Origin of the sequence: Geminisphaera colitermitum TAV2 (assembly GCF_000171235.2) — a bacterium.
GTDB classification, from domain to species: Bacteria; Verrucomicrobiota; Verrucomicrobiia; order Opitutales; family Opitutaceae; genus Geminisphaera; species Geminisphaera colitermitum.
The window spans coordinates 32,458-52,122 of the sequence record NZ_ABEA03000106.1; the positions used below are offsets into that span (position 1 = coordinate 32,458).

The 19,665-nt window shown below is 60.0% G+C and carries 16 protein-coding genes; 5 read left to right on the top strand and 11 right to left on the bottom strand.

Going from position 1 to position 19,665, the window contains the following annotated elements:
- Window positions 1–45: 45 nt before the first annotated feature.
- From OBACDRAFT_RS12685 to OBACDRAFT_RS12695, 3 genes are all read right to left on the bottom strand, one after another.
- Window positions 46–1,629: a glycerol-3-phosphate dehydrogenase/oxidase gene (locus OBACDRAFT_RS12685; protein ID WP_043586157.1), complete on the bottom strand. Its 1,584-nt coding sequence runs from the start codon at window positions 1,627–1,629 to the stop codon at window positions 46–48.
- Window positions 1,630–1,697: 68 nt separating this feature from the next.
- Window positions 1,698–3,200: a glycerol kinase GlpK gene (gene glpK / locus OBACDRAFT_RS12690; RefSeq protein WP_043586159.1), complete on the bottom strand. Its 1,503-nt coding sequence runs from the start codon at window positions 3,198–3,200 to the stop codon at window positions 1,698–1,700.
- 96 nt (window positions 3,201–3,296) lie between these two features.
- Window positions 3,297–3,716 (bottom strand): secondary thiamine-phosphate synthase enzyme YjbQ, encoded by a 420-nt coding sequence (locus OBACDRAFT_RS12695; RefSeq protein ID WP_043586160.1) that lies wholly within the window; start codon window positions 3,714–3,716, stop codon window positions 3,297–3,299.
- 134 nt (window positions 3,717–3,850) lie between these two features.
- Between OBACDRAFT_RS12695 and OBACDRAFT_RS12700 the strand changes: the two genes are divergently transcribed.
- The 4 genes from OBACDRAFT_RS12700 to OBACDRAFT_RS12715 all read left to right on the top strand — a co-directional run bounded on the left by OBACDRAFT_RS12700 (window position 3,851) and on the right by OBACDRAFT_RS12715 (window position 8,058).
- A complete protein-coding gene (locus OBACDRAFT_RS12700; RefSeq protein ID WP_043586162.1) occupies window positions 3,851–4,900 on the top strand; it encodes a LacI family DNA-binding transcriptional regulator in 1,050 nt (349 codons plus the stop codon).
- A 144-nt stretch (window positions 4,901–5,044) separates the two neighbouring features.
- Entirely contained in the window at window positions 5,045–5,887 is an 843-nt protein-coding gene (locus OBACDRAFT_RS12705) for a hypothetical protein (RefSeq protein ID WP_157837056.1), read from the top strand.
- Complete coding sequence (locus OBACDRAFT_RS12710; protein WP_157837057.1) at window positions 5,874–7,289, top strand: glycoside hydrolase family 2 TIM barrel-domain containing protein; 1,416 nt, start codon at window positions 5,874–5,876, stop codon at window positions 7,287–7,289. The genes OBACDRAFT_RS12705 and OBACDRAFT_RS12710 overlap by 14 nt, the downstream gene beginning before the upstream one ends.
- Window positions 7,290–7,323: 34 nt before the next feature.
- A complete protein-coding gene (locus tag OBACDRAFT_RS12715) occupies window positions 7,324–8,058 on the top strand; it encodes a type II secretion system protein (RefSeq protein WP_043586166.1) in 735 nt (244 codons plus the stop codon).
- Window positions 8,059–8,077: 19 nt separating this feature from the next.
- Here the strand turns inward: OBACDRAFT_RS12715 and OBACDRAFT_RS12720 are convergent, their stop codons facing one another.
- From OBACDRAFT_RS12720 to OBACDRAFT_RS12745, 6 genes are all read right to left on the bottom strand, one after another.
- On the bottom strand, window positions 8,078–9,232 hold the full coding sequence (locus OBACDRAFT_RS12720; RefSeq protein ID WP_043586168.1) for a Gfo/Idh/MocA family protein: 1,155 nt from the start codon (window positions 9,230–9,232) through the stop codon (window positions 8,078–8,080).
- A gap of 19 nt (window positions 9,233–9,251) precedes the next feature.
- Window positions 9,252–10,343 carry a serine hydrolase domain-containing protein gene (locus OBACDRAFT_RS12725; protein WP_043586170.1) on the bottom strand — a complete coding sequence of 364 codons (1,092 nt, stop codon included), beginning with the start codon at window positions 10,341–10,343 and terminating at the stop codon, window positions 9,252–9,254.
- A 36-nt stretch (window positions 10,344–10,379) separates the two neighbouring features.
- Window positions 10,380–11,075 (bottom strand): prepilin-type N-terminal cleavage/methylation domain-containing protein, encoded by a 696-nt coding sequence (locus OBACDRAFT_RS12730; RefSeq protein WP_043586171.1) that lies wholly within the window; start codon window positions 11,073–11,075, stop codon window positions 10,380–10,382.
- A 17-nt stretch (window positions 11,076–11,092) separates the two neighbouring features.
- A complete protein-coding gene (locus OBACDRAFT_RS12735) occupies window positions 11,093–12,994 on the bottom strand; it encodes a beta strand repeat-containing protein (RefSeq protein ID WP_052361920.1) in 1,902 nt (633 codons plus the stop codon).
- A gap of 38 nt (window positions 12,995–13,032) precedes the next feature.
- Window positions 13,033–14,925, bottom strand: coding sequence for a right-handed parallel beta-helix repeat-containing protein (locus OBACDRAFT_RS12740; RefSeq protein ID WP_081722024.1), 1,893 nt, complete (start codon window positions 14,923–14,925; stop codon window positions 13,033–13,035).
- A 152-nt stretch (window positions 14,926–15,077) separates the two neighbouring features.
- On the bottom strand, window positions 15,078–16,112 hold the full coding sequence (locus OBACDRAFT_RS12745) for a LacI family DNA-binding transcriptional regulator (protein WP_043586172.1): 1,035 nt from the start codon (window positions 16,110–16,112) through the stop codon (window positions 15,078–15,080).
- Window positions 16,113–16,332: 220 nt separating this feature from the next.
- Here OBACDRAFT_RS12745 and OBACDRAFT_RS12750 point away from each other — a divergent pair, with 220 nt between their 5' ends.
- Window positions 16,333–17,697 carry a TolB-like translocation protein gene (locus tag OBACDRAFT_RS12750; protein WP_043586173.1) on the top strand — a complete coding sequence of 455 codons (1,365 nt, stop codon included), beginning with the start codon at window positions 16,333–16,335 and terminating at the stop codon, window positions 17,695–17,697.
- An 82-nt stretch (window positions 17,698–17,779) separates the two neighbouring features.
- Here the strand turns inward: OBACDRAFT_RS12750 and OBACDRAFT_RS12755 are convergent, their stop codons facing one another.
- Window positions 17,780–18,463, bottom strand: coding sequence for a hypothetical protein (locus OBACDRAFT_RS12755; RefSeq protein WP_043586174.1), 684 nt, complete (start codon window positions 18,461–18,463; stop codon window positions 17,780–17,782).
- A gap of 321 nt (window positions 18,464–18,784) precedes the next feature.
- The gene (locus OBACDRAFT_RS12760; protein WP_081722025.1) at window positions 18,785–19,657 is read right to left on the bottom strand and encodes a DUF3108 domain-containing protein; all 873 of its coding nucleotides are present in this window, start codon (window positions 19,655–19,657) and stop codon (window positions 18,785–18,787) included.
- Window positions 19,658–19,665: the final 8 nt, after the last annotated feature.

Below are 19,665 nucleotides of genomic sequence, written 5' to 3' on the forward strand. Positions count from 1 at the left end.
CTGTTGTTGTTGGATATGACTGCGTAGCCGGCGCATGCGTCGGGGTTATGCGTGGCCGTGGCTGCTTGGATCGGTGAAGACGTAACCGCGGGCGAGGGTGGTGTAGTCCGCCACCTGCTTGTCCTGCCAGGCTTGGTCGCGGCCGAGTTCCTTGGCGAGGAGGGCGGCGACCACCGGCGCGGCTTCGATCGAGGCCTTGGCGTTGAGGAGCAGGGCGCGCGTGCGGCGGGCCAGGACGTCCTCAACTGTACGGGCCATTTCTTCGCGGATGTGCCAGATGACTTCGCCGCGCTGGCAGGGCAGCGCAGGGTGGAGTTTTTCGGCAAGGTCCGGGTCGGTCTGGATCAGACGGGAGATGCGCTGGGCATCCGATCCGTAGGGGGCGAGATTGGGCTCTTTGATGGTGGCGTGCGTCCAGCCGTGAATTTGCAGGTCCACGGTTCGGCAGCGGCGGTCGTCGATGCCGGCCACGGTCTCGGCGTGGTCAATCACGTCCTCGGCCATCTTGCGGTAGGTGGTCCATTTGCCGCCAGTGATGGTGATGAGGCCGCTTTCGCTGACGATGATGGTGTGGTCGCGCGAGAGGGCGGCGGTGTCCTTGCCGTCACCGGCTTTGACGAGGGGACGCAGGCCGGCGTAGATGCTGAGCACGTCGGAGTCGGTCGGGTCCTTGGTGAGGTATTTGCGGGCGTGCTCCATGACGAAGTCGCGTTCTTCGTCGAGCGCGCGCGGTTCCAGGCTGTGCACGGGGAGGGGGGTGTCGGTCGTGCCGACGACGACACAGCCGTGCCAGGGCACGGCGAAGAGGACGCGACCGTCGGCGGTCTTGGGCACCATGATGGCAGCGTTGCCGGGCAGGAATTCCTTGGGGAGGATGAGGTGGATGCCCTGGCTGACGGCAACGATGTCCTTGGCGGCCGGGTCGTCCATGCGACGTATCCCGTCAACGAATACACCGGTGGCGTTGATGACGGAACGGGCGCGGACGGTGAAGCCGCGCCCCGTCTCTTCGTCGCGCACTTCGATGCCGGCAACGGAGCCGGCCTCTTTGATGATGCCGGTGACGCTGCAATAGTTGAGGATGATGGCTCCGAGGTCTTCGGCAGTCTGGGCGAGGTTGATGGCGAGGCGGGAATCGTCGAACTGGCCGTCGTGGTAGATGACGCCGCCGACGAGGTGTTCCTGTTCCACGGTGGGGAGCCGTTCAATGGTTTCCTCGCGGCTGAGCATGCGCGAGGGGGCGAGGCCGAGTTTGCCGGCGAGCTGGTCGTAAACTTTCATGCCGATGCCGTAGAAGGGGCCTTCCCACCACGAGTAGTTGGGAATGATGAAGGCCTGGTCATGCACGAGATGAGGGGCGTTGCGCGCGAGGCGTCCGCGTTCGCGGAGGGCTTCGAGGACGAGGGAGATGTTGCCTTGTTTGAGGTAACGCACGCCGCCGTGCACGAGTTTGGTGGAACGGCTGGAGGTGCCTTTGGCAAAATCCGCCTGTTCGAAGAGGGCCACGCGGTGGCCGCGTGAGGCGGCGTCAACCGCAGCCCCGAGGCCGGTGGCGCCGCCGCCGATGATTGCGATGTCGAAGGGTTCGGTGGCCGAGGCGATTCGATCGAGATTTGTGGATCGTTGCATGATGATGGTTCGTGTAGTGGCAGTTTAATTACTTGATGATTTGCGCGTACGGGGGGGGGAGGGGGAGGTTACCCGGTGGTTTCCCAGCCTTTGGCGCGTTCGAGGGCGCGTTCCCAGCCGTTGCGCAGCGCGGCGATGTCCTTGTGGCCGGATTGCGGTGTGAACTGTTGGTCAACCTGCCAGTTTTTGGTGATGTCGTCGTGGTTGGTCCAGTAGCCGACGGCGAGGCCGGCGAGGTAGGCGGCACCCATGGCGGTGGTTTCAACGCACTTTGGGCGGACAACGGGTTTGCCGAGCAGGTCGGCCTGGAACTGGAGCAGGGGCTGGCTGCGGCTGGCACCGCCGTCCACACGCAGTTCGGCGAGGGGAAGGCCGCTGTCTTTTTCCATGCAGGAGATGAGGTCGGCGGTCTGGAAGGCGATGGCGTCAAGGGCGGCGCGGCAGAAGTGGGCGCGGTTGGTGCCGCGTGTAATGCCAATGGCAATACCGCGTGCGTAGGGGTCCCAGTGCGGGGCGCCGAGGCCGGTGAAGGCGGGCACGATGTAGAGACCGGCGGCGTCGGGCACCGAGGCAGCGAGTTGGTCGAGTTCCTGTGTTGTGGAGACGATGCGGAGTTCGTCGCGCAGCCACTGGACGACGGCGCCGCCGATGAAGACGGAGCCTTCGAGGGCGTATTCGGTGCGATTGCCAATGCGCCAGGCGATGGTGGTGAGCAGGTTGTTTTTGGAGAGCACGGCTTCGGTGCCGGTATTCATGAGGGTGAAGCAGCCGGTGCCGTAGGTGTTTTTGACCATGCCGGATTTGAAGCAGGCCTGGCCGAAGAGGGCGGCTTGCTGGTCGCCCGCAATGCCTGCGATGGGTGCGCCGCCGGGATAGAGAGTGGTGTGGACGTGCCCGTAAACTTCGGAGCAGGATTTGACCTGGGGAAGCATGGCGCGGGGGATGTTGAAGAGTTTGAGGAGGTCGTCGTCCCACTCGCAGGTGTGGATGTTGAGCAGGAGGGTGCGGGAGGCGTTGGTGACGTCGGTGACGTGCACTTTGCGATCGGTAAGCTGCCAGATGAGCCAGGTGTCCACGGTGCCGAAGAGCAGGCGGCCTTTTTCGGCGAGGGCGCGCGCGCCGTTCACGTTTTCGAGAATCCAGCGGATTTTGGTTCCGGAAAAATAGGGGTCGATGCGCAGGCCGGTCTTTTCGCGGATCATGGGCTCGACGCCTTGTTTTTTTAAGTCGGCGCAGTAGTCGGCGGTGCGGCGGTCCTGCCAGACGATGGCGTTGTAAACGGGTTTCCCGGTCTCGCGGTCCCAGACGATGGTGGTTTCGCGCTGGTTGGTGATGCCGACGGCGGCGATTTCGTCCGTGGAGAGGTTCGCCTTGGAAATGGCTTCCGCCGCGGTGGAGTTCTGGCTGGACCAGATGTCGAAGGGGTCGTGCTCGACCCAGCCGGATTTCGGGTAGTGTTGCTGGTAATCCTTTTGGGCGACGGAGACAATCTTCCCCGAGTGGTCAAAAACGATGGAGCGGGAACTGGTGGTGCCTTGGTCGAGAGCAAGAATGTATTGAGTGGGGTTCATGGGTTTGTAATTAGAATTTGATTACGATTGAGCGCTGGGGCGCGGGGTTGCGGGCAGGGTTGGCGGCAGGGCGTGGCGCATCGGACGGTATGGCCGTCACTCGCCGATGATTTTTACGAGAACGCGCTTGCGGCGGAGGCCGTCGAACTCGCCATAAAAGATTTGTTCCCACGGGCCGAAATCGAGCCGCCCTTCGGTGACGGCGACGACGACCTCGCGGCCCATGATTGTGCGCTTGAGGTGGGCGTCGGCGTTGTCCTCGCCGGTGCGGTTGTGGTCGTATTGCGAATGTGGCTTTTCGGGGGCGAGTTTTTCCAGCCAGCGTTCGAAATCGGCGTGCAGGCCGGACTCGTCGTCGTTGATGAACACCGACGCGCTGATATGCATCGCGTTTACCAATACAAGCCCTTCGCGGATGCCGCTTGCGCGCAGACAAGCCTCTACGTCGGGTGTGATGTTGATGAATTCGCGGCGTCGGGTGATGTCGAACCAGAGTTCTTTGCGATACGATTTCATGCCCGCCAATCTGACGGGAAGGCGGGGACGGATTCGAGTCCGAAGTGGGCGCCGGATGGCAGTCTCGCATCCGGCACTTGCTGCTTGGCGACGGTGCGGACATTTTTCATTCACAGCCCTGCTGCGTCACAGACATGTCCACCCATATCCATCCCGAAAACATCCCTCCCTCGCAGCGCGACATCGCCCGGGCTGCCGGGGCCAGCCAGGGGGCAGTCTCGCTTGCGCTCAACAACAGCCCGCGCCTCTCCACCAAACTTCGTGACCACATTCAGGCCGTGGCCCGCCAACTCGGTTACCGGCCCAACCCATACCTCTCCGGCCTCTCCGCCTATCGCAAGCAACGCCGCCGTCCCAATTACCAGGCGACTCTCGCCTGGGTCAGCAGCTATCCACCCGGCGTCCGGCACTGGCGCGATATTCCGACTTTCCAACACTATTTTGAAGGCGCCAGCCGCCGCGCCAACGAACTCGGCTACCAGCTCGAAGCCTTCGAACTTGCCACGCCAGACATGACCCCGGCCCGCATGTCGCAAATCTTAAAAACCCGCAACATCCCCGGCATCCTCATCGCCCCGCAGCCCGGCTCCCGCGCCCGCTTCCCGCTCAATCTCGACCACCTTTCCGCCATCACCTTTGGCTACACCCTCGCCGCGCCCCGCCTGCATCTCGTCACGCACAACCACTTTCGCGGCATGGAAGTGCTCGTGCGCACCCTCCGCGCGCGCGGCTACCGGCGCATCGGCCTCGCGCTCGAAGCCGAAAACGACCTCCGCTTTGACCGCATCATCGGTTCCGCCTTTCTCCGCGAACAAAGCGACTGGCCCGCCTCGTCGCGCATCCCCATCTTCGGCGAACGCCAGCTCACCCCGGCCAATTTCCTGTCATGGATGCGCCGATACAAACCTGATGCCATTGCAACCTATTGGGAACCTGCCCTGCCAACCCTTCTTGACGCCGGCCTGCGCGTCCCTGCCGACATCGGCCTAGCCATGCTCTCCATCCCTCACCGCGACGGCACGCTCGCCGGCATGTGGGAAAACCCCGAAGTCGTCGGTGCCCGTGCCCTCGAAAGCCTCGTCGAAATGGTTCACCGGGGCGAACGCGGCATCCCCGAACACCCCTCCTGCGTCCTCATCGAAAGCACATGGACCGAAGGCAAAACCATCCGCCCCTCCGCCTGAAAACAGAACCCCTGCGTGTGTTGGGGGGGGGGGGGAGAGAGGAAAAACATAAAAGAGCTTCCGCATTTTATCAGTATTACAACACGGGGAATGGAGTTTGTTGCCCGGCCGCTTCAGAGACCTTGCTCCGAATCCATCATCTCCATGAACACAAAACCCATTCGCCGCTCTCTCTCCTCCATCACGACAGCCTTTGCCCTCGCCGCCCTCGCGCTTGCCGCATTTGCCGTCGGCCCCGACACCGCCCGCGCCGCCACCGCAACTGCCCTCTACAAACAACCCTTTGACAACACAAGCGGCTCCGAAAAAGCCATCTCTTACCTTGCCGGATGGACGACCCAAAAAGCCGCCGATGCCACCGAAGTCACCGCCGACAACCGCATCCAAATCGCCAACGGCCCCTCCTCCACCCCGGGCGTCGTCTATATTTATCCCACATCCGCTGGTTACGTCTCCCGCGGCACCGGCATCACAAACAATCAGGACAATCCCGGAACCAGCATTTCGCTCGCCACGGTCGGAGCCATCTCCGCAGACATCGTGCAAGCCAAGACCAAAGGCAGCATCACCTTCCTCATCCAGATCGACAACGCTGACTGGTTCATCTCCACCACTCCAATCACCCCTTCACATACCTTTGGCAATTGGGCGGCCTGGAGTGATGCCGGAAGCCCCGATATTAAGGAAAGCCTCACCTTTTCCACCGCCCAAACCGCCTGGCAAAAATTTGAGCTGACCAGCAGCGGCATCGTCACGACTGCCCTCTCTGCCAATCTCACCGGCACCGCCATCACCGGCATCGGCTGGCTCGCCAAGTCCGGCGGCGAAACCTACAATTACATCCGCATGGACAACCTCGCCATCGAAGCCGCCGTCCCCGAACCCGCCACCACCGCCGCCCTCGCGGGCGCTCTCATCCTCCTCGCCACCGTGCTCAAAAAAGTGACGCGCTCATCCCGCCCGCTGCACCCCCGTGCCCTGCGCTAAACGCCCCTCCCCCCCCCCCCCCCTCGCTATGCAACGCCGCCGCCTCCTCGCCACCGCGCTTTTTCTCACAACCCTCACAACCCTCGCAACGCACACACACGCCGCCGACACGCCTGCCCGCGTCGAAGTCCACCAAGCTGCCAACGGCAAATGGCAACTCCTGCGCAACGGTGTTCCCATGTCCCCCATCAAAGCCCTTGCCAGCGGACGCCAGACCCCGCACCTCGAACTCATCCCCGCCACTGGTGCCAACGCCATTCGCACCTACGCCATCCCCGACCCCACCACCGACAAAGGCCCCGACATCCTCAAACCCACGCTCGACTACTTCGACCGCCTCCACGCCCTCAACCTCGCCGTCATTCCCGGCATCTGGCTCAACCGTCAGGACAAATGGATCGACTACAACAACACGGACCCTGAGCAAAACCCGCCTCTCGCCCGCCAGCGCGAACGCATCCGCTCCATCGCCCGAACCCTCAAAAACCACCCAGCCCTCCTCATCTGGGGACTCGGCAACGAAACCGAACACCCCTTCGCCAAAACCATCCACGCCTCCCTCTGGCGCGAAATCAACCACCTCGCCCGCATCATCAAAGAAGAAGACCCCAACCACCCCGTCATGGTCACCATAGCCGGCACCGCCCGCTGGCGTATCCAGGCGCTCAAGACACACTGCCCCGACGTGGACATCCTCGGCATCAACGCCTACCGCGCCGCCCTCAACCTCCCCGACCACCTCAACCGCGGCGGCTGGACCCGCCCCGTATTCCTCGGCGAATACGGCCCCCTCGGCCACTGGGAAGTTCCCAAAACGCCCTGGGATGCCCCCATCGAACAAACCAGCGAAGAAAAAGCCGACACCTACGCACGCGGCTGGACAGCCTCCACCAACGACCCCAAAGGCCGCGTCCTCGGCGCCGCCGCCTTCCTATGGGGACAAAAACAAGAAGCCACCGGCACCTGGTATGGCATGTTTTTGGAAACCGGCGAACGCACCACCGCCATTGACGCCATGACAAAACTCTGGACCGGGAAAACCCTCCCGCATCCAGCCCCGCGTATCAAAAAACTAACTACGCCACTCGACCAAGCCGAAGTCCCGCCCGCCACTGAATTTCCCGCCACACTCCTCGCCACCTCGCACGACGGCTCCCCGCTCACCTGCGAATGGAAAATCATCCGTGAAAGCGGCGAACGCTGGGGCCAGGGCGACAAACAAAAAGTTCCCCCCACCCTCCCCGGCTGCATCCAACCCCCGGCCGGAAGCACCGCGACAAACGGCCCCGCCATCACCATCCGCACGCCGCAAGAACCCGGCGCCTACCGCCTCTTCGTCTTCGTCCGCGACACCCACGGCGGAGGCAGCACGCGCAACATCCCCTTCCTCGTCACCGAATAAAACACCAGCGCATTCCCCCCCCCCCCCGCACATCATGAAAACCACTCGCTACTCACCACCCGCAACTCGCCACCCCTCAGGATTCACCCTGATCGAACTCCTCACCGTCATCGCCATCATTGGCATACTTGCTGCGATCATCATCCCCGTTGTCGGTCGCGTTCGGGAAAGCGCCCGCGCCGCCCAAGGCGTCTCCAACCTCCGCCAAATCGGCATCGCCCTGCGCACCTACGCAAACGACAATCGCGACAAACTTCCCTGGTCCGGCGTCACGGACTCTACCGAGTGGTGCATCGAACTTTCTGGCTACCTTGTCGGCAAAAACTGGAATTACTCAACGACCGGCTGGAGCCAGCGTGTCCATCCTATATTCAAAGACCCTGCTGCCAAAGTTCCCGGTGGCTACTGCCATTTCGGCGTGAGCCCCGCGCTGATGCCATGGAAAGCCAACGACAAATCGCAGACCTCGCTGTCATCCGTTCAAAACGCTTCGCAGAAAGTCATCATTGCGGACATCCCACAGAAAGTGAACGGCAACGCGGCGAACGCATCACTTGATTCCTCAACATTCACCGGGATCGCGACGATCGGCTATGACCGTTTTGACGAAGCGGTTCCCGAAGGCGATAACCGCGACGGCGATGGCGCCAAACGCAATCCCCGATACCGTCTTCGCGACAACACCGCCGCCAAATTCCTCTTTGTTGACGGCCACGTAAAAATCCTCCGCATCGGCGAACTCAAGTATCGCAACATCGTCATTGAGTGATGAAGACGAGGCAGGATGTTTATGATGCTGATATCGCAGGCTTTGTCGGGATTGTTTGAGTGTCAGCGAAATCCGTCACATCGCCAAAGTTGGGGATGGGGTTGGCAAGGGCTTGGTCAACGAGGCGCTGGCTGAATTCGGAGGCAATAACCGCGTCCTCAATGCGAGGCAGACGCCCAAGATCGCCCGTGTCGAGCGCCTGCGCAAAATCGGCATAATAGACCGGGAGTTGTTTGCTCTCGTATGGATACGTTTCGTCAAGCGTAAGGGCGCTTCCACGAACCTCGAATCTCGTAGTGTGAAAATCATGACGCACCGTTATCGTACCGCGTGTTCCGATACACTCGACAAGCGACCAGTTGCGAGGTTTCGCGGCAAGAGAGGTGTAACAAAAACTGTTGTGCAGGTCGTAGGCGCAGCCGTTGCTCATGCGGCCTTGCACCATGAAATGGAGTTCGTGTTCTCCGCCCCAAAAACGTGTGGCGCGACAAGTGGCGTCTTCGGTGAAATCGGCGGCGGCAAGCCAGCGGATGAGGTCGATGTAGTGCATGCCGCAGTTGTGCAGGGTGTGGCCTTCGGGGCGCGGACGCGTGAGGCGGGCAGGGTCTTTCCATTTGGGCGTGCAATGGGCAACGCGAAGAATGGCAAGCCGGCCAATGGCACCATCTCGGATCAGGTCGTGTGCGCGTCGCAACCAAGGGAGATTGCGGCTAAAGAGGTTGCAGGTCAGGAGCAGCGGGGGCAGGCCGGCAAGGGCGCGCGATTGTTGGAGGCGGGCAATGTCGGCGGCGAGTCGGGAGGCGGCGGCAGGCGTGGGTGCGAGGGGTTTTTCGCAGAGGACGTGTTTGCCTGCGGCGAGGGCGCGGAGAATGAGTTGCGGGCGGACGGCAGAGGGCGTGTTGATGCTGACGGCAGCGACGGCTGGATCGTTGAACAGGGCGTCAAGGTTGCTGGTATGCGCGGTGGCTTGTGGTGCGATTTCGCGGGCGAGTTGGAGGCGTTCGGGCGAGAGGTCGCAGATGTGGAGGAGGCGCCAGCGGGGTGTCATGGTGTCGCTGGCCAGTGTAGTGACATGTTCGATACCCATGTGGCCTGCGCCGATGGCGGCAATGCCGCGCGTCGTGGCGGGTGAGGCGGCGCTGGAGGGGTGGGGGGGGGGGGGGAGGGAGGACATGCTGCGGGTGTTTTCTGGCCTAGTCTTCAGCGTGGAGAATTTGACGGATGGTTTTGATGATTTTTCTACGCGATTCGCCGCTGTCGCTCGTGTGCAGGCGGTTGCAGGCGAAGGCGACGGACAGGTGATGGTCGGGGTCGGCAAAGCCAAGCGAACCGCCGTGTCCGCCGTGTCCAAAACAGGTGGGGCGGGCCGAGCCCATCGCGGAGTCGGCACGGCCACGGGCATAGCCAAATCCGTGGCCTTCTGTATTGGATTCCAGAATACGTCGGAGGCTGGTGGGCGGGAGGAGTTCAACGCCGTCAACGCCACCGGGGATCAGGGCGGCGTAGTGTCGGGCCAGATCGCGGGCGGTCATGATGCCGTTTGAGGCTGGAATGCAGGCGCGGTGGATGTCGGGGCGGTTCATCCAGTGCGAGAGGGGGAACAGCCAGTGCGGGATGGCTTCGAGTTGGCCGAGGGGAGGTGGCGGCGGCAGGGGCGCAAGAGGGGTGGCGTTTTCGAGTTGTGCAACGCGGGCTTCCTCGGTCTCGGGCAGGCCGATGAAGAAATCGCGCAGTCCGAGTGGCGTGAGGATTTCCTGTTTGAGCAGTTGTTGGAAGGAGAGCTTGGTGGCGCGACAGGCTGTTTCGCCGACGATCCAGCCAAAGGTGATGGCGTGGTATTCTGAGCGAGTGCCGGGTGTCCAGGCTGGGGCGAGGCGGGCGATGGCGGAACACATGGCGTCCCAATCGCAGAGTTTGGTGAGATCGGTTTCGGGAGGCAGGTAAGGGAGGCCAGCCGTGTGATCGAGTGCGTGGCGGAGTGTGATGGCGTGCTTGCCGTTGGCGGCAAACTCAGGCCACCAAGTGGCAATGGGGCGGTCGTAATCGAGGATGCCTCGGGCAACGAGGCGGTGAACAATGGTGGCTGTGGCGCCTTTGCCACAGGAAAAGAGGGGGAAGAGGGTGCGGGCGTTGACGGGAGTATTTCGGCTGGCGTCGGTGTGACCAGCGCAGGCGTCGATGATGAGTTTGCCCTTGTGATAGGCGGCAACTTGGAGCCCGCATTCGCGGTCTTCGTTAATGAGTTGGTCGAGCTGTTTCTGGATCTGAGCCTGTGCGTCGGGCATGGGGATTGCTCAAGAATCAAGCAGCACAAAGGTCAATTACCTACTCAAATCCCATTGGGGTTTGTTGAGGTCGGCGGCATCTTTGGCAACTTTGTCGCGCTTCATAAACGCAGCGTGTCCATCGTAAAAAACAACGTTGGCCCCGCCGTCGTGACGATAGGCAGGCGTGTCTGTTCCGCCTACTTCAACCCCATTGTATTCGTTCGAATGTGTGTAGGTTAATGTAACGTTAAGTCCGTCAAGGAATGCTAGTTTTCGTGAGGGATTCAGGATTTGGCTGGCGTTTACTTGGTAGAATGTTTTGCCGCCTCCGGTGTCCGGGACGCCGGTTATGTTGGCCCCGTAAGCGGTGCTCTTTTCATTTGTGCCAACAGTGCTGTAGGTTGCCTTACCAAGAGGACATTTTAGCTGTTCAATCATTTGGCTGCGAGGGCTGAGAATGGCGAGAAAGTCATAATTGCTATACCACCATTTACCACTGCCAGTGTTTGAAATAGCATAGTCGTCGTCACGAATAATGACGTAGGCACCGCGGTGTTCTTCGGCATAGAGGATGTTGGCCGTCTGTAGTTGGCGCAGGTTGGAGAGGCACTGCATGCCACGCGCCTTGTTGCGGACTTTGGCTGTCACGGGAATGATGATAGCTGCCAGTATGCCAATGATGGCAATGACCGTGAGCAGTTCGATCAACGTAAAGGCGCAGATGCGGTGCGAGTGGACGGAGCGTTTCATGGCGAGGTCGGGATAGTTTAGGGTTTGGAAGGGCGGACCATACGACGGATCGCGATTCCCAATAAGCCGGGAATGGCGATCCAGAGCCAGGTGGCGGTTTCGGGGATGGCGGATGATGCGGCAACGACAAGGTTGATGCGGTTATCGAGATATTCGATGCGGCTGTTGGTGAAGGCCTCCAGTCCAGTGCCAATTGTAAGGCCATTTAGAATACCGCTGACGACCGAGGTGTTGATGCCGGAATCAGCGTAGAAGGAAAACAGGGTGTAGGTGCCTTCGGTGAGTCCAGTCGTGTTGGTGATGTTGACAGTGTTGTTGGAAAGAACGAGATCGCCGGCTGTGTAGTTCCAGAGCGCGATTTGATCACTGGAGCCGGGTGCGCCGAGACGGAATTCCAAGCTTGCGCCTGCATCAAGCGTGAGGAGCGCGCCGGAGGTGCCGGAGCCGTCGAAGCGAAGGATGCCTGGCGCATCAGAGCCGCCGGCGGCAAGTGTAGCGCCGTTGGCAATACTTACGCCATTGGCGCCGGTGGGCTTGATGATGCCGGTGCCGTCAAGCCGGGCTCCCGCGTTGACCAGCACTGCGCCGGTGCCTGTGGCCGAGCCGCTGGTGTTGCTGACTCGAAGTGTGCCGGCCTCAACCGTTGTGCCGCCAGTGTAGGTGTTGCCAGCAGCCCTGCTGAATTCGACAACGCCAAGGGGGTTATAATTGGCCAGGATTGCCGCATTGGTGGTGTTCGCCGCAGCGGTGGCAGCGGCGTCAACTTGCTGCCATGAGGCGTTGATCGAAATGGGAGCCGCGCCTGTTATGCGGGCACCGATTTGTGTGGTGGCCTCCTTGTTCAAGGTAGCGAAGTTGGTGCTGCCCCCTGCGCCAGAGTTGTTCGCTTGGATGTCGCCAGAAGGTGCAATCGTCACCGTGCCGCTTGTGTGCGAACCGCCAATGGTGTTGCGAGCAAGGTTGGCTGCCACGACTATATGGGTGAAATTGCTGTATGTTCCGGCTGTATCAAAGAGGAGGTTGTAGTTGGCGAAGGAGTCGGCGAGACCGAGGCTGATGTTAGCCGCACCGCTGTTGAGCGAGGGATTTGAAGAAAGGATGTAGGTGTTGGCACTCGCAGCGGTGGCGTTGGAACCAAAACTGAGTCCACCTTTGATAGTAATGGAATTGGTGAAACGCCAAGTGCCGCCATCGCTGCGGGCACGAAGGTTGCTTGTCGCGGTATCAGTAATCGCACCGGAGATTGTTACTTCGCGTCCGAAACCCGCAGCAGTGCCGATGCGCCAGTCGGGACTGCCGGTCAGAGCCAATTCAATGCGGTTGGCAATGGTGTCCGTGTTAAGAGACAATATGCTGCCTCCGCTAACCTTAAATGTTCCAGTGCCAAAGGCGGCATTGTTGTAGATGTAAATGCTGCCACCATTCATTTCAAATCCGCCAGAATACGTGGAAGCTCCATAAAGGTAGAGATAGCCTGTACCGGTTTTCTTGATACCGAAGCCAGAGCCGCCATCGGAGATGGCGTTGTTGACTGTAAGATTGCGGGTCAAATTCCATTCGCCAGAGGCACCAAGCACGACATCCGACGAAATTGTCAGACTCCCCCCCCCCCCCTCCTTGGTGGTGAGATTGCCGCTCGTCAAGGTGAGCGATCCACCGCCACTGATGGTCATGTTGTTCGTCAGGGTAATATCGAGGGATTTGGCGGTAACGTTCTCACTGTTGAGGTTAACGGTAAGAGCTGCAGGAGGAGCAAAGATGGCGTCACGCGTGGAGTCAGGGGGAGTATTGCCCTGCCAGTTGCCAACGGTTGACCATCGGTTGTTGGCCCCTCCTCCCGTCCAAATGGCAGTCTGGGCAAAGAGGAGTGCGGGGGCGAGTGGCAGAATAATCGAGACGAGCAGGTTTGTTTTTTTCATTGGATGACGTGTGGTTTGGTTGGGTTAAATTGTAGTTTTTATTTTGATACGGGAGCGGGGCGCGGAAGACGGGGCATCGGTTCGCCATATTGGAGCGCACCGATGTCGGGGCGTTCGCCTTGGAAGTATCCGGGCTGGCAATCGGGGAGTTGGCGTTCGGTGATTGTCGAGAGATCAAGACCGGCGGAGCGGGCCGGGCTATCGTTTTTAAGTGAAAGGTCGCCTGCGCTTGCATTAGTAAAGCCGGGGGGGGGGGGGGGGGAGAGCCAGAGTGAATGTGTATCGCGTCCGGCGATACGGGCCATGTCGAGCGCCTCGGCCCATTGTTTGTCGAGGCTGGCAAGATCGTTGGGGGAAAATGGAGGCTCGCCGGGGCGGGGATGCGCGGCGGTGGAGCGTGCATAGAGGTTGTAGTCGCCCTGCCAGTCGGGGGGGGGATAGGCGGTCTTGGAGCTATTGGCTTTGTGGAGCCAGGCGCGTGTCCAGTAGAGGTTGTTGAGAAAATGGAATCCGTTGGCAGTGATCGTGGTGCCTGCAACGTAGTTCATGTTGTAGGCGGCAATGGATGTGGAGGTGTTGTGATAGACCCAAACTTCGACACCGGGCACGGCGCCTTTGCTGCCAGCGTAATTGCGGATGTCCTGCTGGTTGTTGAAAAAGAGATTGCGGTAAATGTAGAGGGGGCCGGCTGCGGGGTCTTTGATGCGAATGGCGACGCGAGAGTTTTCGATGATATTGTCATGCCAGCGACTGCCGATCTGGCCGCCGGAGGTTTCAAAGGCGTCGTCGAAAATGTTGACGAGGCGGTTGTGGTGAACGTGAACGTCGGGGTTTTGTTCAGGGGTGCCGGGAGCACCCGACTCAATGCCGTCCCAGTGGTCGCGTACGAGGTTGTCGTGGACTTCGTGATGCCCGCGGCTGTTGCAAATGCGGACTGCGTAACGGTCGTAAAAGCCGCCGTTTTTGCAGGCTGACCAGGCATCCCATTGGCCGGGTTGACGAGGATCGGCACCTGCGTAAGGAGCCATCCAGATTTCGTTGTGGCGGATGGTGACGCGTTCGCTGCCTTCGTCGAGATGGACGCCAAAGTCGATGGGACCAATGGCACATTGTTCGACCACGATGTCGGTCGCATCGGTGACGTGGACGCCGTAGGCGGCGTTGCGCAGGGCCAGGCCGCGAATCACGATGTGGCTGGCTCCTTTGATCGTGATGAGTGGTGTGCGTGGCGCGACAGCCAGATCGATGGTGCGTGGATCAAGGTCACCTTGAAAGCGGAGGAGGAGTTCGCGGGCTTTGTGGCGATAGAGGGCAAGTGCCTTGACGCCGTCCCATCCAGAGGGACCGATGCCGTTGCGGAAGGCGTCGGGCCAACGAATGTTGTCGCGGGGGCGATGTTCGCGGTCGGGATCAGTGCGCTTTTCGTCGAGCGTGGTGACAAGCTTCCCATTGGCAGCGATGGTGAATACGGGGAAATCAAGCGGCGTGCGCCAAACGCCAGGCGCGATGTCGGGCGCTGGTTGCCAGTCGAGTTTTTGCGTGGTGCCGCCATCAATAATGGCTCCGGGAGCACCCGTGAGCGTGATGGGTTCTGCGGGGCGTCCGCTGTGTGGGAACTGGAGGTTCTCGTGATAAACGCCGGGAGAAACTTGGATAATGTCGCCGGGGCGGGCGTGATCGATGGCGGACTGGATGCTGCGATAGAGGGGCGGGGGTGTTGCTCCATTTGCCCCGTCGGAGATGGACCCCGGATTTTCGGACGCACTGATTGTGGCGTCGGCTGGAGCAACTAGAAGCGTGGCTCCGGCGGCCAGATGCGTTCCACCAAAACCAGCGATCATGGCAATGGCCAGCAATCGTCCTGTATCCAGAATTGCCTGACGCGACTGGAGAAATGAGCGGAAGCGAAGGAGGCGCCGAGGATGGTTCATGACGGGGACTTTGGGATACGTGCAGGATGTGGATACTGAGCAGAACTGACTCGAATCAGGATGACTTTGGAGGGATATTGCAAGCTTAATCACACACGAATGTGATTTCGTGATATGAGCTTCCTGATTGCCAATTAAAATATCAGAACAGGCTAATTTATGGCGACTTGCGTTGATTCGCGCGTGACGAGGCTCGGGGGGATGGTCTCGACGTAGTTGGCCGCAGAACGAGGTCGGTTGATGCGACGGAAAAGGAGTTCTATGCCGCGCACGAGAAGGTCTTCCGTTTGGTGATCAATCGTGGTGATGCGTGGACGCCAATGGTTGCCAATGTCCAGGTTGTCGAAGCCGGTAACCGAACATTTTTGAGGGATTTGCCAACCTGCCTCCGTGAGGCAATTCATGGCGCCGATGGCAACACGGTCGTTGACGGCGAGAATAACGGTCGGCACGAAATCACTCTCAAGCAAGTCAGCGGCGAGGGCGCGTCCGTGTTCGTAATCCGGCGGGTTGGGGTCGCCGCGGTTAATGCTGCGCACATCGCGCCCTTCATTGATGCCAGCCTTGGCAAAACCGGCATGGAGGCCGCGCCAACGTTCGCCAAATTCGTTTTCGGGCATCCCAAGCAACGCAAAACGCCGATGGCCTAGTGACGCGGCGTGCAACACGAGCAATTCCATGGCGGCGGCGCGGTCCATGCGTACGTGCGGGAGCAGCGATTCGTCGTAAGGGTCAATGTGAGCGAGCGGGATTTTGGCTCCGGCTGCGGCCAGAAGTTTTGCGGGATCGAAGCGCGAATTGACGGTGACAATGCCTTCGACGCGGATCCCGAGGAAGTGTTGGATGACGCGTTGTTCGATCTCCGGATTGCCGAGCGTGAGTTCGATGAGCCCCTGATAACCACGTTCCAAAAGAAGACGCTGCAGGATGGAGATTTTTTTAACGATGATGGGGTTTTCGAGTTCGTTGAAACAGACGCCGATCATGCCGGTGCGTCCGTTTTGCAGACCGCGCGCGAGGGGATTGGGTGTAAAGCCGAGTGCTTTGGCTGTGTCCTGAATGAGGCGGCGAGTCTCCTCCTTGACCCACGGGCGGTCATTGAGTCCGTGCGATACAGTCCAACGCGAAAGGCCGAGGTGATCAGCAAGTTCAGCAGTGGAGCGGACGACGGGATTTTTTTTGGGCATGCGCTAAAGAGAAGATCGTGGAGTTTTTTACATTCAAGTTCTTACGCGTGTGTGATCGCAAACTAAATATGGCAGGACAAATTCTCCCGCTGAAAAACGATCTGAGAAAAACAGAGAACGGCGGGGGGGGGGGGGAGAGAACGGCGGGAGACAAAAGAATTGGTGGGATAAATCAACGTTGTGCCTGCCGGTTATTACTGGCTGAGTTCCAATCTTTCTCATGAATCTCGCCACTCACCTCGACCGCCACTTCCCACGTTACGAAAAATATAACCCGCTCGTTCCCGTTTGGTGCGTCACACCGAACGCCGGACACAACACGATCCGGTTTTTCGATACAACGCCCATCAGCCCCTCCGGACGTTACCTCGCCACCCTCCGCTTCCCCTTCGAAGATCGCCAGCCCGAGCCCGGCGACACGGCGCATGTCATCTTAACGGACCTCCACACTGGCACCGAAACCACCATCGCCGACACTCGCGGTTGGGAACACCAACTCGGCGCCAACATCAACTGGGGCGGCACCGATCACGAACTGTTTTTCAACGACGTGGACACGGCCACCTGGACGCCTTTCGCGTGGAAACTCGATCCACTCACCGGCGCTCGCCAACGCATGGAGGGCACCGTTTACCACGCCTCGCCCGATGGACGCTGGCTCATCTCGTCCAACCTCACCACGACCCGCAAAACCCAATGCGGCTACGGCGTTCTTATCCCCGATGCCGCTTGTCCTCCCTGGCGCGTGGGTCCGGCGGCGGACGACGGTTTCTGGCTCACCGACACACGCACTGGAAAGCGACGCCTCCTCGTATCCATCAGCGAAATACTGAAGCGGACCGCCGCTTCGCCTGCGCCCATTCGTTTTGACGCGCCCGCAGTGCCGACTGATCCGGCGGCTTGTGAGATGATCGGTTTCCACAGCAAATTTAATCCGCAAGGCGACACCCTCATGCTCAGCCTCCGCTGGTTCACTGCGGGCGAAGAACCCGGCTGGGATATGTTCAAGAAAAACTACAAGGCCGTTAACTTCGCATGGGTCACGCTCCGCATTGATCCCGTCACGGGTAATACCGATTTGGATACGCTCCGTTGCGCCACCGGACCCGAACTCTGGCAACACCCCGGACACCACGCCACCTGGTTCCCGGATGGCCGACGCATCTCGCAAAACCTTGCGATTCCTGCCGCCGGTTCCGGCAACGAATTGCGTCTTGTCGAAGTCAATGCCGACGGCACCGGTCTGCGCATCATTCCCGGCACCGACACGCCCAAAATCCCAGGTTCCGGCCATCCAACGGTGTATCCAGACGGGCATCACATTCTCACGGATACCTACACCAACGAGCGCACCGCCTTTGGTGACGGCACGGTGCCGCTCCGCTGGATCAATCTGCCAACCAGCACCGAGAAATGCCTTGTTCGCATCGACACGCTCAACCCCGCATCCGCCACGCATTCCGTGCTCCGCTGCGACCCGCATCCGGCGTGGGACCGCACCTGGCGTTACATCGCATTCAACGGCATGGATGCCGGCGTTCGCCGCGTTTACATCGCCGACCTGCAAAGCATGATTGGCCGCTAAGGACGCAGGCGGGACGTCGCCGCTCCATCCGACTCAAAACAAGCCGCATCCCCGAAATACTGGACAAAGGGGCGGTGGCTTGCTACCGGCTGGTGCGGTCTTTCCCTGACATGAAGGTGAAGATCAACACCCAGAAACAGACGATGATTGCCGCCACCGGTAGTTGCAGCGCCGGGGGCATGAAATAGATCACCAACACGCCTGGTATCCAGACAGACATTACGGCGACAATGAGCGGGAAATAACGGTCGAAGAGGAAGTCTTTGGTGAAGATTTTACGCCATGCGGAGGCGGAAAAATTCGCTTCGCGCCAGACAAAGATGATCAGGATCAGGCCGTTGGCTATCGGGCTGTAACCGAGTTGATCGACAACGAGTTTCTTGGCGAGTGTGGGCCAGTCGTTGCCTGCGCCGAACCAGATTGTCTGGCAGCGATAAAACCAGTCGGACGCCATTCCGGCGCATCCCCAGACGAGAGAGCCGAAGAAAAAGTCGCGCAGGTTCTGGCAAGTGGCACGGCCACGTTGAAAGAAGATGACTCGCAGGAGTTCGGGCAGAAGACCCGCAGAGAGCACGTAAATGCAGAATGAAAAAGGGTAGCCGACGCGGGTTTTGAAATCGGCCACTTGTTGCAGGGCGTGCCGGAAGTAGTCGTTGGTTGAATACGCGGTGATGAAGAGGAGCAGGAGCGCCCACAGCACCGCGCCTGGTCGCAGATTGGTCCGGGCCGCCTGGCCCGCCGTTTTAAGAGAGTCCCGCAAATTCATAGTTGGGGAAACGCTACTTCTCCTGTATCCAAATTTTCAAGATCATTGGAGATGTGATACCAACAGGATTTAATTTTCAGACAGTTTCACGCGAAGCGACAGTATGCCATGAACGGAATTTTCGAGTTAGAGACAATGCCGTCTAATCCCCCAATCCCGATCTCCAAACCAACCGCCAATGGTCGCGAATGATCGCGAATAAAATCCATTTTTGACTACGGATATCTCAGGTTGGCTCTGCCAAAACCGAAATCTTTTTCACCACGGATTACAGGCGCGGCGGAGGCCTCGGAGAGGCCTCCCTACCGTTCCTGCCTAACATCAGTCAAGGAGGTCTTTGTCGCCGTTTTTTGCTTCGAGTTGGGTGTTGGTCGCGAGTGTGGTGGTGGGGGAGCGGTATCGGGTGAGCAGTCCAATGGCAGTGCCAATCGGTAATTTGACTTCGAAGCGCACAGGCAGTCGTCGTTCGTCGCAGGCGAGCCAGACTCGGATTTTACCGCCTTTCTTAAAAATCCCTTGTGGGTTGGTTTCCATTTGGGGGAGCACCAAGAGGGCTTCTTGTGCGCGTGATGTGGCGGTGGGGATTTTTTCGTAGCCCAACGCATGAAGGGTGAGGGGATAGATGCGGTTGTCGAAGATCACATGGATGGTGCGTGTGTCGCCGGGGTGTGGGTTCCACGCGCGGGCTTGGATAAGGGCGGTAATGAATTCCATGGGCTGGCTGTCATCGGGCAGGGGTATGTGCGTATTGCGTTCGGGACGCAGGTTGTCGGTGTAGTTGGCTTCGTTGGCAGCGTAGTCGAACAGGATGTTCATGCTGGTGCGCTTGGTGCGGGAGCGGGTGGTGGCGGTGGCCATGAGGAGGCGGCCGTCATGGGGGTCGATCAGTGACTCGGCGGTGCCGTCAAACGCATAGAGTGTGCGCACCAGTCCGCGTGAGGCGGTCACTATTTTGATGCGTGTTTGCGGGGTTGCGGATTGTGCGTCGGCTTGCGCGGATACGTGTACGCCGCCTGCTGTGCCAAGGGGGCCCCATTTTACTTTGAAATAAAATTCTTCGCCATCGCAGATGCGTTCGAGCGAGGAGGACGGGGGGGGGGAGGGGGGAGAGGCGGCAGGTAGGGAGGGGGGCGTCGTGCAAGCGATTAGGTTGCAGGCAAGTAGCAGGTTGAGCGTACGAATGCGGGGAGGCATGTTGGGGA